This is a genomic window from Nocardia suismassiliense (genome assembly GCF_900269665.1).
GTDB lineage: Bacteria > Actinomycetota > Actinomycetes > Mycobacteriales > Mycobacteriaceae > Nocardia > Nocardia suismassiliense.
This window is the reverse complement of sequence record NZ_LT985361.1, coordinates 6,470,380-6,485,605: the sequence shown is the minus strand read 5'-3', so window position 1 is coordinate 6,485,605 and position 15,226 is coordinate 6,470,380. Positions and strand designations below refer to the sequence as shown.

Sequence of the window (15,226 nt, the reverse complement as noted above, 5' to 3'; positions counted from 1 at the left end):
CCCGGATCAGCGGTCTACGCAGGTCACGAGGCCCGAGAACTCAGGGCACCCTTATTAGATTTCGGGAAGGAATTCCGCCACACTGATGTTGTGAAAACCGTGGGTTTGCGGAGCGAAGACGAAAGGGCTGGTCGTAAGGCCGGCACCGGGTCGTCTGCTGCGTCCACGACCGTCGCGGAGGGGCACACCCGCGCGGCCATCGTTCAGCTGCTGCTGGCGGAGGGGCCGATCACCGCGACGGCCATCGGAACGACGCTGGGGCTCGCCCCGGCCGGGGTGCGGCGCCACCTCGACGCCCTGATCGACTCCGGTCAGGCTCGGGCCAGCCGGTCCGCGCCGTGGCAGCAGAAGGGTCGCGGCCGTCCCGCCAAGCAGTACCAGCTCACCGCTGCGGGTCGTGGCCAACTGGGTCATGCCTACGACGATCTGGCAGGCGCGGCGATCCGCCAGCTCGGCGAGATCGGCGGCGAACAGGCCATCACCGAGTTCGCCAGGAAACGAGCCAGGACTATCGTGGCCGGGATCGCACCGGTCGAGGAGCACACGCCGCAGCGCACCGAGGCCAAGGCCGAGGAGATCGCGGACGCGTTCACCGACGCCGGTTTCGCCGCCTCCACCCGCAAGGTGGGCACCGGCGTGCAGATCTGCCAGCATCACTGCCCGGTCGCACACGTCGCGGAGGAATTCCCGCAGTTGTGCGAGGCGGAACTCGAGGCGTTCCGTGACCTGCTCGGCACCCACGTGCAGCGCCTGGCCACCATCGCCAACGGCGACTGCGCGTGCACCACGCACGTGCCGCTGCTCGTCCTGCCGATCACCAAGAAAACTTCACCAGAAACCGCTGCACAGCCCGCAGCACTTCGAACGAACGACTCCGGAAGGAGTGCCGAATGACGACAACCACCGACCAGGTGCAGCCGCTCACTCAGGAAGAGACCATCGCGTCACTGGGTAAATACGGCTACGGCTGGGCCGATTCGGATGTGGCCGGAGCCAGCGCGCAACGAGGCCTGTCCGAGGCGGTTGTCCGCGACATCTCGGCCAAGAAGAGTGAGCCGGACTGGATGCTCGACATCCGCCTCAAGGCCCTGCGCATCTTCGATCGCAAGCCCATGCCGAACTGGGGCTCCAACCTCGACGGCATCGACTTCGACAACATCAAGTACTTCGTGCGCTCCAGCGAGAAGCAGGCAGCCACCTGGGACGACCTGCCCGAGGACATCAAGAACACCTACGACAAGCTCGGCATCCCGGAGGCGGAGAAGCAGCGCCTGGTCTCCGGTGTCGCGGCGCAGTACGAGTCCGAGGTCGTCTACCACTCCATCCGTGAGGATCTGGAGAAGCAGGGCGTCATCTTCCTCGACACCGACACGGCGTTGAAGGAACACCCGGAGATCTTCCAGCAGTACTTCGGCTCGGTGATCCCCGCGGGCGACAACAAGTTCTCCGCGCTGAACACCGCCGTGTGGTCGGGTGGCTCGTTCATCTACGTGCCGCCGGGCGTGCACGTCGACATCCCGCTGCAGGCCTACTTCCGGATCAACACCGAGAACATGGGCCAGTTCGAGCGCACCCTGATCATCGTCGACGAGAACGCCTACGTGCACTACGTCGAGGGTTGCACCGCGCCGATCTACAAGTCCGACTCGCTGCACTCCGCGGTGGTCGAGATCATCGTGAAGAAGGGCGGCCGCTGCCGCTACACCACCATCCAGAACTGGTCGAACAACGTCTACAACCTGGTCACCAAGCGGGCCAAGGCGGAGGCGGGCGCGACCATGGAGTGGGTCGACGGCAACATCGGCTCCAAGGTCACCATGAAGTACCCGGCGGTCTGGATGACCGGCGAGTACGCCCGTGGCGAGGTGCTCTCGGTGGCGTTCGCCGGCGAGGGCCAGCACCAGGACACCGGCGCGAAGATGCTGCACCTGGCGCCGCACACCTCCTCGAACATCATCAGCAAGTCGGTGGCGCGCGGCGGTGGCCGGGCCTCCTACCGCGGCCTGGTTCAGGTGAACAAGGGCGCGTACGGCTCCAAGTCGACCGTGAAATGCGATGCGCTGCTGGTCGATACGATCAGCCGCTCGGACACCTACCCCTACGTCGACATCCGCGAGGACGACGTGACGATGGGGCACGAGGCGACCGTCTCCAAGGTCTCCGAGGACCAGCTGTTCTACCTGATGAGCCGCGGCATGACCGAGGACGAGGCGATGGCCATGGTGGTGCGCGGCTTCGTCGAGCCCATCGCCAAGGAACTGCCGATGGAATACGCATTGGAACTGAACCGGCTCATCGAGCTGCAGATGGAAGGAGCCGTCGGCTGATGGCGACAGGTGTCATTGGCGCGGTCGAGGGCGAGAACCCCTCGAAGCCGATTCAGAACCCCGGCGCGGGCGCCGCGATCAACAAGGGCGAGGTGTTCACCTCGTTCGATGTGAACGCCTTCGAGATCCCGTCCGGCCGGGACGAGGAGTGGCGGTTCACGCCGCTGCGTCGGCTGCGCGGTCTGCACGACGGTTCCGCGGTGCGTGACGGGCAGGCCACGGTAGAGGTCAGCTCGGTCGAGGGTATCCAGGTGGAGACCGTCGGCCGCGACGACGCGCGCCTCGGTACCGCGGGCACGCCCGCGGATCGTGTTGCGGCGCAGGCGTACTCGGGCTTCGAGTCGGCCACCGTGGTGTCGGTGGGCGCGGAGACCGAGGTCGCCGAACCGGTCGTCGTCACGGTCACCGGCCCCGGCGCGGGCAAGACCGCCTACGGCCACCTGCAGATCCGGCTCGGCAACTTCGCCGCCGCCACCGTGGTCATCGACCAGCGCGGCAGCGGAACCTACGCCGAGAACGTGGAATTCGTGCTCGGTGACAGCGCGAAGCTCACCGTCGTCGCGGTGCAGGACTGGGCCGACGACACGGTGAACGCCACCGCGCACCACGCGCTGCTCGGCCGCGACGCCACGCTGCGGCACATCGCCGTCACCCTCGGCGGCGACCTGGTTCGCCTCACCGGAACCGTGCGCTACGCGGGCCCCGGCGGCGACGCCGAACTGCTCGGACTCTATTTCGCCGATGCCGGGCAGCACTTCGAGCAGCGGCTGCTGGTCGACCACTCGCAGCCGAACTGCAAGTCGAACGTGCTGTACAAGGGTGCGCTGCAAGGTGATCCGGACTCCCCGAAGGGTGACGCGCGGACCGTGTGGGTCGGCGATGTGCTGATCCGCGCCGCCGCCGAAGGCACCGACACCTTCGAGGTGAACCGCAACCTGGTGCTCACCGACGGCGCCCGCGCCGACTCGGTGCCGAACCTGGAGATCGAGACCGGCGAGATCGCCGGCGCCGGACATGCCTCGGCGACCGGACGTTTCGACGACGAGCAGCTGTTCTACCTGCGTGCCCGTGGCATCCCGGAGGACGTGGCGCGACGCCTGGTGGTGCGCGGCTTCTTCCAGGAGATCATCCAGAAGATCGCGGTCCCGGAGATCCGGGAGCGGCTGGAGTCGGCCATCGAGGCCGAACTCGCCGCTGTCGGTGTCTGAACCACTCACTTACCCCTGCAAAGGAACTCGAATTCGATGACCACCCTGGAGATCAAGGACCTGCACGTCGAGGTCGCCAACCCGGACGCGTCCGGCGAGCCCATCAAGATCCTGAAGGGCGTCGACCTCACCATCAAGTCCGGTGAGACGCACGCCATCATGGGCCCCAACGGCTCCGGCAAGTCGACCCTGTCGTACGCGATCGCCGGCCACCCCAAGTACACGGTGACCTCCGGCTCGATCACCCTCGACGGCGAGGACGTGCTCGCGATGTCGGTCGACGAGCGGGCCCGCGCCGGCCTGTTCCTGGCCATGCAGTACCCGGTCGAGGTCCCCGGCGTCTCCACCTCCAACTTCCTGCGGACCGCCGCCACCGCCGTGCGCGGCGAGGCGCCCAAGCTGCGGCACTGGGTCAAGGAAGTCAAGGAGTCGATGGCCGAGCTGGAGATCGACCCGGCCTTCGCCGAGCGCAACGTCAACGAGGGCTTCTCCGGTGGCGAGAAGAAGCGGCACGAGATCCTGCAGCTCGGCCTGCTCAAGCCGAAGATCGCCATCCTGGACGAGACCGACTCCGGCCTGGACGTCGACGCGCTGCGCATCGTCTCCGAGGGTGTGAACCGCTACAAGGAGCGCGAGAACGGTGGCGTGCTGCTGATCACGCACTACACCCGCATCCTGCGCTACATCCAGCCGGAGTTCGTGCACGTCTTCGTGGCAGGCCGCATCGTCGCCGAGGGCGGCTCGGAGCTCGCCGACGAACTCGACGCCAACGGCTACGTCCGTTTCACTCAGTCTGCGACCGCAGGAGCCTGACTATGACCGCCACGGTCCCCGCACTCGACGTGGCCCGCATCCGGGCCGACTTCCCGATCCTGAGCCGCACGGTTCGGGACGGGAAACCGTTGGTGTACCTGGACTCCGGCGCCACCTCGCAGCGACCGCTCGCCGTGCTCGACGCGGAACGTGAGTTCCTGACCACGCACAACTCGGCGGTGCACCGCGGCGCGCATCAGCTCGCGGAGGAGGCGACCGACGCCTACGAGGACGCGCGCGCCGTCATCGGCCGGTTCGTCGGGGTGGACGCCGACGAGATCGTGTTCACCAAGAACGCGACCGAGTCGCTGAACCTGGTGACCTACTCGTTCGCCGACGACCGGTTTCCGTACCACGTGGGGCCCGGCGACGAGATCGTCATCACCGAGCTCGAACATCACGCGAATCTCGTTCCGTGGCAAGAGCTTGCGCGTCGCACCGGCGCGACACTCAAGTGGTACGGCGTGACCGACGACGGCCGGATCGATCTCGATTCGCTCGAATTGTCGCCTGCCACAAAGGTTGTCGCGTTCACCCATCAGTCCAACGTGACCGGTGCGATTACCGATGTCGCCGAAATGGTGCGCCGCGCAAAGGCGGTCGGTGCGCTGACCGTGCTCGACGCCTGCCAGTCGGTGCCGCACATGCCGGTGGACTTCCGCGCGCTCGGCGTCGATTTCGCCGCGTTCTCCGGACACAAGATGTTCGGTCCGTCCGGTGTCGGCGTGCTGTACGGCCGTCGCGCGATTCTCGCGGAGACGCCGCCGTTCATCACCGGTGGCTCGATGATCGAGACCGTCACCATGGAGGGCAGCACCTTCGCCGCGCCGCCGCAGCGGTTCGAGGCGGGCGTGCCGATGACCTCGCAGGTGGTCGGGCTCGGCGCCGCCGTGCGGTATCTCGAAGCGCTCGGCATGCAGGCCGTCGCGGACCACGAACACGCATTGGTCGAGGCCGCGCTGACCGGTCTGGGTGCGATCGACGGCGTGCGGATCGTCGGGCCCACCGACAACGTCGACCGCGGTGGCGCGGTGTCGTTCGTGGTGGACGGCATCCACGCCCACGACGTCGGGCAGATTCTCGATGACGAAGGTGTCGCGGTGCGGGTCGGTCACCACTGCGCGTGGCCGCTGATGCGCCGGTTGGGCGTGGCCGCCACCGCCCGCGCCTCGTTCGCCGCCTACAACACCCTCGACGAGGTCGACGCACTGGTCGCGGCCGTGCGGAAGGCTCAGAGCTTCTTCGGAGTTGCATAAGACATGCGCATGGAGCAGATGTACCAGGAAGTGATCCTGGACCACTACAAGCACCCGCATCACCGCGGGCTGCGGGAACCGTACGGTGCCGAAGTGCACCACGTGAACCCGACCTGCGGCGACGAGGTCACCCTGCGCGTCCAGCTCGATGACAAGGGCGACATCGCCGACGTCTCCTACGACGGCCAGGGCTGCTCGATCAGCCAGGCATCCACCTCGGTCCTCACCGACCAGGTGATCGGCCTGCCCGTGCAGCAGGCGCTGAAGGTGGTCGACTCCTACAACGAGATGATCTCCAGCCGCGGCACCATCGAGGGTGACGAGGACATGATCGGCGACGGCATCGCCTTCGTCGGCGTCTCCAAATACCCCGCGCGGGTCAAATGCGCATTGCTCGGATGGATGGCGTTCAAAGACGCGGTGGTCCGGATAACCTCGGCAGAAGAATCCAAGAATGGGGACCAGCCATGACAGACACACCGGCAACCGAGACAGCCGAACAGGTCGAGCTGTCCGCCGAAGACATCAAGCGCCTGGAGGACCTCGAGGAGGCGATGCGTGACGTCGTCGACCCCGAACTCGGCATCAACGTGGTCGACCTCGGCTTGGTCTACGGACTGTCCGTGCAGGACGAGGTAGCGATCCTCGACATGACCCTCACCTCCGCCGCCTGCCCCCTCACCGACGTCATCGAAGATCAGTCCCGCAACGCGCTGGTTCGCAGCGGGCTCGTCGATGATCTCAAGATCAACTGGGTGTGGATGCCGCCGTGGGGGCCGGACAAGATCACCGAAGATGGTCGTGAACAGCTCCGCGCGCTGGGTTTCACCGTCTGACCGCACTTCGCTACGAACGGCCGTCTGTCGAGGTGCCCTTGGTAACAGGGGCTGCCATCGAGGCGGCCGTTTTCGTTATTGCCGAAGCTATGTTTTGACCGCCCTCGGTCAGGCATCTGCGTGCCGATTCTTTTGGGGCGTGCGGCCTTCGACAATGTCTTGCTGCCTTCTGGCCGCGGCTGCCTTACGACTGCACGATCATGTGGTCGGGTACCAGACCGTTCACCCATGCTGAGGCGATCTTCCGTGCCACAGCCCGATAAAGCATGTCCTCGGAACCGCTTTCAAGGATGATCGTCTCCGCCGCCTTGTCCAGCAGCAGAGTCCGCTGCACGCCCTCGACATCGGTGTATCCATACCGGACCTGCCCGCTGTCTTCGTCCAGCTTCTGAATCTCCGCGTAGAGCGCCATCATTCATCCCTTCGCATTCGAGCAGTCGGCTGAGCAGATCGTCCGGAGGATCCCTAGTTGGCCCCCGAGGTGGACGTTACTCAATGAGTCCGGTGTGTATGCCGCAGTGGGGTCCGGACAAGACCATCGAAGATGGTCGCGAACAGCTGCGCGCCCTCGGTTTCACTGTCTGACCGCACTGCGCTACGAACGGCCGCCTGTCGAGGCGCTCCTGGCAGCAGGGGCTGTCATCGAGGCGGCCGTTTTATCACCCGTCGGACCGAGCTCCGTTAGGCCTGGCTGCGCCCCAATCCTGTTACGATGCAACCCAGTTCGCTGAGCAGAGGGGTCGGGGGTTTGTTAAAAGCTGACATAGACCAGATCCGTGCCATGGCAGACAAACTGGCGCGGGTGGGCACGGAGATCGACAATATCGACGTCCGAACCGGGGCCGCAGGGTTGAATGCCGCCCTGCCCGGGTCCGACATTCCCCGCGCCATCGAATTGGCGGCCGAGTTCGTCGAGGGTGCGTATCTGCGCGTCGCCGAACGGATGCGCGACGTCGCGAACAAATCCACGGACGCGGCCAACAACCTCCAGGTCAGCGATACCCAATTCGCCGACCTGCTGCACGGTATGGATGTGCACCGTGCTTAGCCCCGGCGAGGTCGAACGCTGGGATCTCGGTGCACTGACGGCGTGGGTCACCCAGCTCGGTCAGTCGCGGACGCTCATGATGGAGCGGCTGGATTTCGCCCGCCGCCACTTCGACGAAGTCCGTCAGGACTGGCAGGGTGTCGCCTACGACGCCGCTTACAACAGGGTTGGTCAGGACCATGAGCAGGGCAAGAAGCTCGGCTACGAGATCGATGAGTTGATCGATATCGCGACCAACGGTGCGAGCACGGTGGCCGCTTATCACGCCACTCTGCTGGCTCGGTTGAACGATGCGCGGGCGGCCCAGCTGGTTGTCGACGATGCCTGGAAGGTGCTGGACAAAGAAGGCGTCGAAGCCGATGTCATTCGCGCACACCAGGAATCCCTAAACGGCGCGTTCTTCCCGTTCCGCGACGCCGTCGAGAACCTGGCCAAACAGGTCGGCGACCAAGCACTGGAAATCAGGTCGGCCGGCGACCTGCTCGGCTCGAGCCTCGACGTCGCCGACGCCGACAACCAGGCTTCCCGTTTCGGCCGCCAAGACGGCAAGGCATTGTCGGAAGCCGCCCGGACCAGGGATATGGCATTGCTCGACCAGATCGCCGGCGACATGCCCGAACATGTTCTCAGTCCCGAGGAATTGCGGCGACTGGCCGCCGGTGAAGAGGTGAGCACCGTTCCTGCCAGCGTGCAGGACTACTACAAGGCGCTGTATCAGGAAGCTGGCAAGGACGGCATCCTCGCGTTGAACGAACGCCTCGCGGCCCGCGAGCAAGCCGGTGACCCTGTCGCGGCGCAGAAGCGCGACAACCTCGCCAACTCGCTGATGGTGGTGTCGAACGAGCGCGTCGGCTCCGGTGAGAAGAAGGGTTCCTACGCCAATCTTCCCGATGGTCTGCGTGAGCTGATCTCCGGTCGCTTCGAAGAGCGCGACGAGATGGATATGGACCGGCAGCTCCCGGTCCGGGACCGGATGCTCCAGCAAGCCGCGCTCGCCGAACTGCTGACTCAGGCCAATCCCGGCTACGAGCCGGGCCAAACCATGGGGATCGAACTGGGCAGGCAGAGCGCCAGCCTCGCTGAGTACGTGGAATACGGCAAGAGGGACTGGAACGGTAATCCACTCGGCTTCAATCAGGGCGACCTCGACAAGGTGGAGAACGCGAGCCAGCAGTTCCTCGAAACAAGCACGCGCAACACCGAATCCAGCTACGCGCTACTGACGGGCAAGGATCCCGTTACGGGTCAGGACATCCCGGGTGATCTCTCCTTCGGGGCGGGTGAGCACTACAATCCGGAGCCCTTCGACCGGGACAAGTTCACGGCCTCGATCTTCCAGCACGAGTGGGCTGATGACGGTAAGACCGCTGCTGGGTTGTATGAGTGGATCGCGGATGGGACCGATAAGCCGGGGCAGGATGGGGTGATGGCCAAGCAGGCGTTGGCGGAGTTGCCGAACATCTTTGCGCCGGAGGAGAAGGACGAGGATTCCGGGCGGCCGAAGCTGAAGGAAGGTGACGGCAAGACTGTCTTCGAGGACAGTGCGAAGGCGTTCGTTACGAATCCGAAGCTGGCGGACGGGCTTTCGCAGGTGATGGCGAACAACATCGATACGTTCGTGAGCCGAGATCCGGTGGAAACCGTCATCGTTGACAATCCCATGGTGCCAGGGGATCAGCCCAGCGTCATGTTCAAGGCGATCGAAGCCGACCGGCTTCTATTCTTGGCCAGCCAATCCGAGGGCGGCAGATTCACTCTCGAGTTTGCTCGGCAGGCGTACGAAGCCGATATGTTGGAGCGTGCAGTTACCGAAGGTGGTGGAAACCCGCAAAGGTGGCTCGAGGTTCACGCGGCGGACCTAGCCGGCCTCGACGGGCGAATCACCAACCAATCGTTGAACGCACTTACTTTTCAAGCAGAAAAGGTTAGTGAAAAGGAATTCGCTGAAAAGCAGGACACCTATGAGATGCGCCAGAAGGTTGGTGACATCATCAAGGGGCTGACACTGGACAATCTGGAGGCACCAGGTCGCACGCCGATCAGCGTCGTCGGTAATCAAGTACTCGAGGTCGCCAAGGACGCGGGCTACGACGCCGCTATGGAGAAGTTCAACCCCGAACCCGAACGAACGTATCCCACCTACCCGGAAGGTTTGCAGGCGACGAGCGAAGCCAAGAAGCGGGTTCTCGAGCAGCTGTTCAACACACTGCACGCCCAGGGGCAACTTCCTGCAGAGTACGTGGGTTCCGATGGTAAGCCGATCGGTGTCACTCCCTTCCTCGCCCCGCCCGGAAAAGCTGTGTTGAACCAGTTCCTCACAGACCGAAACTTGATTGAGTTTACCGAAAGCTATGCCGACGACCATGCTTTCATTTCCATTGTCGGCACAGCTCGACGGCCCGATGATATCAACTACTTGCTGACTGGCCAGCCGTCGGTGGCTCCGAAATGATCGGCACGCTCCGGGTAGCAGTTGGTGCCGCTCTACTGTGCGCGTCGATGGTCGGATGTACAAGCGACGAGGGCCCCGTCGATACCAGTTCGACCAAGTATCTCTTCGAAGAGGTATTCAATCCGTGTCGCGAGGTGCCGAGTAAGTTCCTGTTGGAACATCACCTCGGCGCAGAGCCGGAGTCCGCAGACAACCTGATCGACGGCTACATTTACTGGGGTTGCGACTATAATGGTCGCGATTACGACCTGACGATCTTTGTCAGCAACACCCCGCTGGCGGAGGTGGGGCGTGGGGCGCCGCACACGTTTCAATCTATTCAGATAGCCGGGCGTGCCGCGAAGATACTATCGCGACCACTAGAGAAGAGATTCTGCAACCTGTATATCGAAATGACTGGCGGGATATTGGAGTTGGGTCTGATACCTAGGTCTCCGATCGAGGCATGCCCAACGGTGACTGCGGTGGCTGAAGGCTTGGTACCACTCCTCCCGCCGGGCGCCTGAAAGACAAGCAACTCAGATCGCCTCTGCAGCAACAAATATCGACATCAATCCGCTCGCGCCGCTTTCTGGCGTGAGCTCATCTGTCGACGCCCGACGTTGTATCGAACAGAGTCAAATGGTTGCCGCTCATGATCAACTCGCGACCATTTGGCTCGCGGCGATGCAACCTGCGGCAAGCAGGTTGTGGACTGCGGCCTGCTGCCCGGTCGAGCATGGCCCTGATGGGCTCGGTGAAGAGGTGTGGGTGGTGGAGGACGTCAAGCGCGGTGGCGTAGAAGATCGTCCAACCCTGGGTGGTGAGGCTGTTGTGGCGGGCGGTGTCTCGCGCGGCCGCGTGTCGGCCGGAATGCCAGGTAGCACTGTCGTATTCCAGCCCTACTCGGGATTCTCGCCAACCCAGGTCCAGGCGCCGCAGTCCAGTGGGTGTCGAAACCTCCACTTGCGGTTCCGGGTACGGCAAGCCGGCGTCGATGCACCGCACTCGTGTGCGTGACTCCATCGGGGACTCGGCTCGCCCGTCCGCAAGTCTGATCAGCTCGACCGCCTGCCGAAGCCCGCGCCGTCCGCGGTGACGTGTGGCTTCTTCGTCCATCGCCTGCCGCGAAAATTCCAGCGGGTGGCTCACGCGTCCAGGCGAAAGCCCTACCCGGAGTGCGGCGTCCAGCGTGGCCAATGCGTCCAACCGATCGAGCGTTCGCGCCAGATCGACCGCGGTCCGCACCGGACTGGTCGTCAACGTCCCCTTGACCAACTCCAGATCCAAAGAGTCGACTCGATCCTGGTGCACCACTATCTGTTTCGACCGAGACCGCTGCCTCCCGATCACGTGTGTCGCTGCACTGTCGATTACGGAAAAGCCATGCAACTCGGCGGCTGTGTCATACCCGGCGATGAGGGTCGGCAACCCCATTGACAGGCGCGCCGCTTCGACACGAAGCTGCGCCACCGGCGACGTGCTGGCCTCTCGATAGACGCCATGACAGACCCGCACCCACTCACCACGCAACACCCGAGTCCGCAACTCCGCCTGCGTGTACTCGCCCAAAACCTGCGCCGCTGTAAAAACCCCGAACTGCCCGTCCCGCAACCTTTCCAACCGTGCCCGCATACCCCTCAGCATCACTTAACCGAGCACCCATCCTCTGGCTCCGCCAGCCCAAACAACTTCCCTGTGCACAGTCCCCCGTCTGGGGATACGAATCGAGCAGAGTCGTATGGTTGTCGGCCAAGATCTTTTGGCGACCATATGACTCTGCTCGATGGGACGGTCAGGCGTGAGGTGGTGGAGGTTTCTGTTGAGGAGCGTTCCACCGAAGCATCAACTGGTGCTGTCATGCCGCGGCGACATCGCGGGCGACAACCCGCCGTCGCTCCTTGCGGACGACCAAGCCTGCTCGCGCGAGCGGCGGTCGGGCGCCTGACCGCGACACCGCCGGTGCGGGCCTGACCAGCGCTTCGTTTCGTGGCGCGGCGCTACGCGACCAGGTAGTTGGTGGTCGTTGCGGGTGGTTGTTGGCGGGCGGTAGGGTTTGGGCAGGTCGCGGGGGAGTCCAGATTGTCCAGGCTCAACTGGGACGTTCCAGTGGTGAACTCTGGTTTGGGAAGGGTGCGATGAAGAGCAGGGGGAGTGTTGGCCGCGCTGTGGGGCTTGCGGTTGGTGTTGTGATGGTGCTGGTTGGTTGTCAGGACAGTTCGAATGGGACGCCTACCAGTGCTGGTGTTACGAGCACGTCGGTCGGCGTTGGTACTTCGGCACAGACGTCACCTGCGACAGACAATGCCCCTTGGGATCCGTGCACCCTCTCGCCGGACGTTTTGCGATCGACCGGGCTCGATCCGGACAGCAAGAAGAAGGGTGCCGCTGGCGTGGACTTCGAGGGATGGAAAGTCTGCAATTGGCGAGCGTCGGCGCGTTGGTACAGCGCGAGCATCTTCGCGGGCTCTCCGACCCTTCAAGAGGTTCGAGGCCGGAAGGATTTCACAGATATCAAGGCATTGGGCATCGATGGTCGTCAAGCGGTTCAGTTCAAGCTCGCAAGCGACAATGATCATCTCGGATGCGGTGTGGCAGTCGAAGTGCCCAGGGGGACAGTCATATTCGACGTGCTCGGCCGGTACAGCGAACCGCTCCAAGAGGATCCGTGTGTAGTCGCTGGCAGGCATGCGACTGAGCTGGCGAAGTATCTGCCGTAGAACTAGGGGGTCGTTCCATGGTTGAAGCGAGTGGATCGAAGTGGCAGGCGTTACTCGACTCTGCTAACGCTGGGGAGCTCCGATTGGCACCCGACGTAGGTAACGGACTTGCCCAGGACTGTGACCGAAACATCGACAATTTGGAAGCAATTCTGCGTACCGCGCGTGACGTAGCGGTCATTTCCGGGTTTGGTGGTTTCCCGTCGGGCATGGTGCTCGAGGAGAAGTTCACGCTGAAGGGCTCGACCGGGGAGGACTCGATCCAGAACCGAATCAAAGAGCACATCGATGAAGTGATGCTCATGAAGCAAGTCTTCGCCAAAGCCATCGAGAACTACCACTCCCTCGACCAATCCAACGCCGACAACCTCGCCGGAATCGACTTCCCCTCATGACCTACGACGAGTACCGGGCCAAAATCATTGCCGCGCAGGAGCAGTGGAACAAGGACCGCGCGGCGACCTACACGGTGACGAACATCGGTAACGAACAGTTCAACGGGGGATTCGAGCCGCCGAAGATCACCAACGAGGATCTTGCGCTGTTCGAGACGCTGCCGTTGGAGGACTTGGTTCAGCGGGTGGCGGCGATGAAGCCGGGGAACGTGCTGCAGGCTGCTGAGGCGTGGTTCAAGATTGGTACGGCGTTTCGGGATACGACCGAGACGTTCAATGCGAGTGTGCAGCGGACCATCGCCGGTGGGTGGTCGGGGCAGGCTGCGACCAAAGCCGCTGAGGCGGTGCAGAAGTACAGTGCAGGCGCGGGGGAGCTGACCACTGCAGCGCATCTGCTGTATTTCAAGCTCACCGAGATGTACACCGGTCTGCATCAAACGCAGACGCTGATGCCGGGAGTCACCGAGGCGCCGGATCCCAAAGGCAAGACCCTTCCGCAGGACGGCGTGATGAAGGCGGGGGACTATTCCGCCGAGGAGGCCAGGGAAGAGGCCAAGCGGATTCTGCAGTCGGTGTATTGGCAGGTGGCGAATCAGACTGATCACGGTGTGCCGATCATTCCGCCCGCGCCGACTCTGGTGAGCAACCCGCAGGGGCCGGTCACGCCGTCGTCCGGTCCGATGCCTTCCGGACCACAGGGGACGGAGGCCAATGGCGACCCCAGCGCAGCGCCGGACAAGGCGACGAGTGGACAGCCGAGCAATCAACCTTCGGAGGCTGGTAATTCGACGCCGGGCACGCAACCGGCCGGTGTGAATCCGGAGTCGACCACACCGGCTTCGACGACCTCGCCTACGGCGAATCCTGCTACGCCGCAGGCGAACCCGACCACACAGGCACCGACCGGTACAAATCCCACGACGAACGTGCCGGGCACCACGAGCCCGTCGCCGACCGGTACGGGGACACCGAGCTCGCCGACGCGCCCGAGTCCAGGTTCGCCTGGCACGACCTCAGGTCGTCCCACCGGGGTCCCCGGCACCCACACCGCGCCGCCGAATCTGGGACGCAGCATCCCCGGTGTACCGCAGCAGCCCGGCGTTACCCCGGCGGCCGCCGCCGCATCCAATGCGAGCAGTGCGCAGCGGGGCACTGCGGGAGCGCCGGGCGGTATGGCGCCGGGTGCGGCGGGGCAGCGTAAGGACGACGAGCAAACTTCCGGCACCAAGGATTATCTGATCACCAGAGAACATGGCGAAGAGGTCACCGGTTTGGACTCGCTGCCGAAGGCGGTCCCACCGGTAATCGGCGGTGACAGTGGATAATTGGCGCTTCAGCGGTCTCGAGTTCCAGCTGCTGCTGTCCGCCTACGGCCGGGACCGTCTGCCTTACCCGCTGCAATTCCGTCCGGATGCCGTCGATTTCGATGATCTCGTGCGGCAGCAGGAAGCCGCGGTCGATGCGCTGCTCGGGAGGCATTCGCTCGAGTTGGAACGTGCACTCGCCGTGCTGCTGGAGCCGGAGGTGCGGATCGAGTCGAAGGGATTCGACGGCCCAGATCTGGCGCGGATCTTACGTTTTCACGCCGCGGTCAACGGTTCGGCAGCGACCACCCTCACGCAGCTTCCTGGGCGAGCCGCTGACACCGGGGCCGATGTGATCATGAGGTACGGCCCAGCCAGCGGTGCCGCCGCTCTGCTCGTCGCCGCGCTGCCGGATACGTCGGCGGGCACCGCGGCATCGATCGAAGTGCGCCGGGCCGAGGTGGCGGCGGATCGGGACCGGACGATGCGGTCGTCGGGCGGGCTCGGCCTGGCCGAGCAACTGGATCGCCTGTTCAAACGGGAACGCCTCGGGCTCGGTGAGATCACGGTGTCGCCGGGTGCCGCCGTCGACTCGCGCCCGACGTTCGGTCGCGCGTTCTGGTGGATGGACTACCCGGACGGCCGCTACTACGTCAGAACCGGTGACCCGATCGTGGCCCGCCCGATGGACGGCGACGCCATGGTGGCGGAGATCAATCGCCTGGCCGCTCTCACGCAGCGTTATTACCGCGAAGACCGCGAGCACGACGAATCATTGCGGCAGTCATGGTAGTTGGAACGCCTGGGGTGACGGAACAGTCCCCGTAGAACGGATGGGTGCGCCGGGCGACGGGTTCAAAACCATGCGCTGCGGTACCGCGATCCTTA

The 15,226-nt window shown here is 64.2% G+C and carries 16 protein-coding genes and 1 pseudogene; 15 read left to right on the top strand and 2 right to left on the bottom strand.

What is annotated here, in order from left to right:
- The first annotated feature begins 90 nt into the window (after positions 1 to 90).
- From DBO33_RS28715 to DBO33_RS28685, 7 genes are read left to right on the top strand one after another with little or no spacing between them, the layout of a single operon-like run.
- Entirely contained in the window at positions 91 to 894 is an 804-nt protein-coding gene (locus DBO33_RS28715) for a helix-turn-helix transcriptional regulator (RefSeq protein ID WP_107657863.1), read from the top strand.
- Positions 891 to 2,327, top strand: coding sequence for a Fe-S cluster assembly protein SufB (gene sufB / locus DBO33_RS28710; protein WP_107657862.1), 1,437 nt, complete (start codon positions 891 to 893; stop codon positions 2,325 to 2,327). The genes DBO33_RS28715 and sufB overlap by 4 nt, the downstream gene beginning before the upstream one ends.
- Entirely contained in the window at positions 2,327 to 3,535 is a 1,209-nt protein-coding gene (gene sufD, locus DBO33_RS28705) for a Fe-S cluster assembly protein SufD (RefSeq protein WP_107657861.1), read from the top strand. Before sufB ends, sufD begins: the two co-directional genes overlap by 1 nt.
- A gap of 36 nt (positions 3,536 to 3,571) precedes the next feature.
- The gene (gene sufC / locus DBO33_RS28700) at positions 3,572 to 4,348 is read left to right on the top strand and encodes a Fe-S cluster assembly ATPase SufC (RefSeq protein ID WP_107657860.1); all 777 of its coding nucleotides are present in this window, start codon (positions 3,572 to 3,574) and stop codon (positions 4,346 to 4,348) included.
- A gap of 2 nt (positions 4,349 to 4,350) precedes the next feature.
- A complete protein-coding gene (locus DBO33_RS28695) occupies positions 4,351 to 5,604 on the top strand; it encodes a cysteine desulfurase (protein WP_107657859.1) in 1,254 nt (417 codons plus the stop codon).
- A gap of 3 nt (positions 5,605 to 5,607) precedes the next feature.
- Positions 5,608 to 6,075 (top strand): Fe-S cluster assembly sulfur transfer protein SufU, encoded by a 468-nt coding sequence (gene sufU, locus DBO33_RS28690; RefSeq protein WP_107657858.1) that lies wholly within the window; start codon positions 5,608 to 5,610, stop codon positions 6,073 to 6,075.
- Positions 6,072 to 6,440, top strand: a complete 369-nt coding sequence (locus DBO33_RS28685; protein WP_107657857.1) for a metal-sulfur cluster assembly factor — start codon at positions 6,072 to 6,074, stop codon at positions 6,438 to 6,440. The genes sufU and DBO33_RS28685 overlap by 4 nt, the downstream gene beginning before the upstream one ends.
- 184 nt (positions 6,441 to 6,624) lie before the next feature.
- On the opposite strand, the gene DBO33_RS28680 is transcribed toward DBO33_RS28685, so the two are convergent.
- Positions 6,625 to 6,852, bottom strand: coding sequence for a hypothetical protein (locus DBO33_RS28680; protein ID WP_159080583.1), 228 nt, complete (start codon positions 6,850 to 6,852; stop codon positions 6,625 to 6,627).
- Between the two features lie 92 nt (positions 6,853 to 6,944).
- Here DBO33_RS28680 and DBO33_RS44805 point away from each other — a divergent pair.
- The 4 genes and pseudogenes from DBO33_RS44805 to DBO33_RS28665 all read left to right on the top strand — a co-directional run.
- Positions 6,945 to 7,025: pseudogene (locus tag DBO33_RS44805) on the top strand (metal-sulfur cluster biosynthetic enzyme); the annotation flags it as partial.
- 196 nt (positions 7,026 to 7,221) lie between these two features.
- A complete protein-coding gene (locus DBO33_RS28675) occupies positions 7,222 to 7,488 on the top strand; it encodes a hypothetical protein (protein WP_107657855.1) in 267 nt (88 codons plus the stop codon).
- Entirely contained in the window at positions 7,481 to 9,940 is a 2,460-nt protein-coding gene (locus DBO33_RS28670) for a TPR repeat region-containing protein (protein ID WP_159080582.1), read from the top strand. Before DBO33_RS28675 ends, DBO33_RS28670 begins: the two co-directional genes overlap by 8 nt.
- Positions 9,937 to 10,446, top strand: coding sequence for a DUF3558 domain-containing protein (locus DBO33_RS28665; RefSeq protein WP_107657853.1), 510 nt, complete (start codon positions 9,937 to 9,939; stop codon positions 10,444 to 10,446). Before DBO33_RS28670 ends, DBO33_RS28665 begins: the two co-directional genes overlap by 4 nt.
- Positions 10,447 to 10,522: 76 nt before the next feature.
- Here DBO33_RS28665 and DBO33_RS28660 read toward each other — a convergent pair whose 3' ends face one another.
- Positions 10,523 to 11,554 (bottom strand): type IV toxin-antitoxin system AbiEi family antitoxin domain-containing protein, encoded by a 1,032-nt coding sequence (locus DBO33_RS28660; protein WP_159080581.1) that lies wholly within the window; start codon positions 11,552 to 11,554, stop codon positions 10,523 to 10,525.
- Positions 11,555 to 12,057: 503 nt separating this feature from the next.
- Here DBO33_RS28660 and DBO33_RS44800 point away from each other — a divergent pair.
- The 4 genes from DBO33_RS44800 (at position 12,058) to DBO33_RS28640 (ending at position 15,131) form a co-directional block, all read left to right on the top strand.
- Positions 12,058 to 12,639 (top strand): DUF3558 domain-containing protein, encoded by a 582-nt coding sequence (locus DBO33_RS44800; RefSeq protein WP_107657851.1) that lies wholly within the window; start codon positions 12,058 to 12,060, stop codon positions 12,637 to 12,639.
- 83 nt (positions 12,640 to 12,722) lie between these two features.
- A complete protein-coding gene (locus DBO33_RS28650) occupies positions 12,723 to 13,034 on the top strand; it encodes a hypothetical protein (RefSeq protein ID WP_159080579.1) in 312 nt (103 codons plus the stop codon).
- Entirely contained in the window at positions 13,031 to 14,359 is a 1,329-nt protein-coding gene (locus tag DBO33_RS28645) for a PPE domain-containing protein (RefSeq protein ID WP_107657849.1), read from the top strand. The genes DBO33_RS28650 and DBO33_RS28645 overlap by 4 nt, the downstream gene beginning before the upstream one ends.
- Positions 14,346 to 15,131: an ESX secretion-associated protein EspG gene (locus DBO33_RS28640; protein ID WP_234391089.1), complete on the top strand. Its 786-nt coding sequence runs from the start codon at positions 14,346 to 14,348 to the stop codon at positions 15,129 to 15,131. Before DBO33_RS28645 ends, DBO33_RS28640 begins: the two co-directional genes overlap by 14 nt.
- The last annotated feature ends 95 nt before the right edge of the window (positions 15,132 to 15,226 follow it).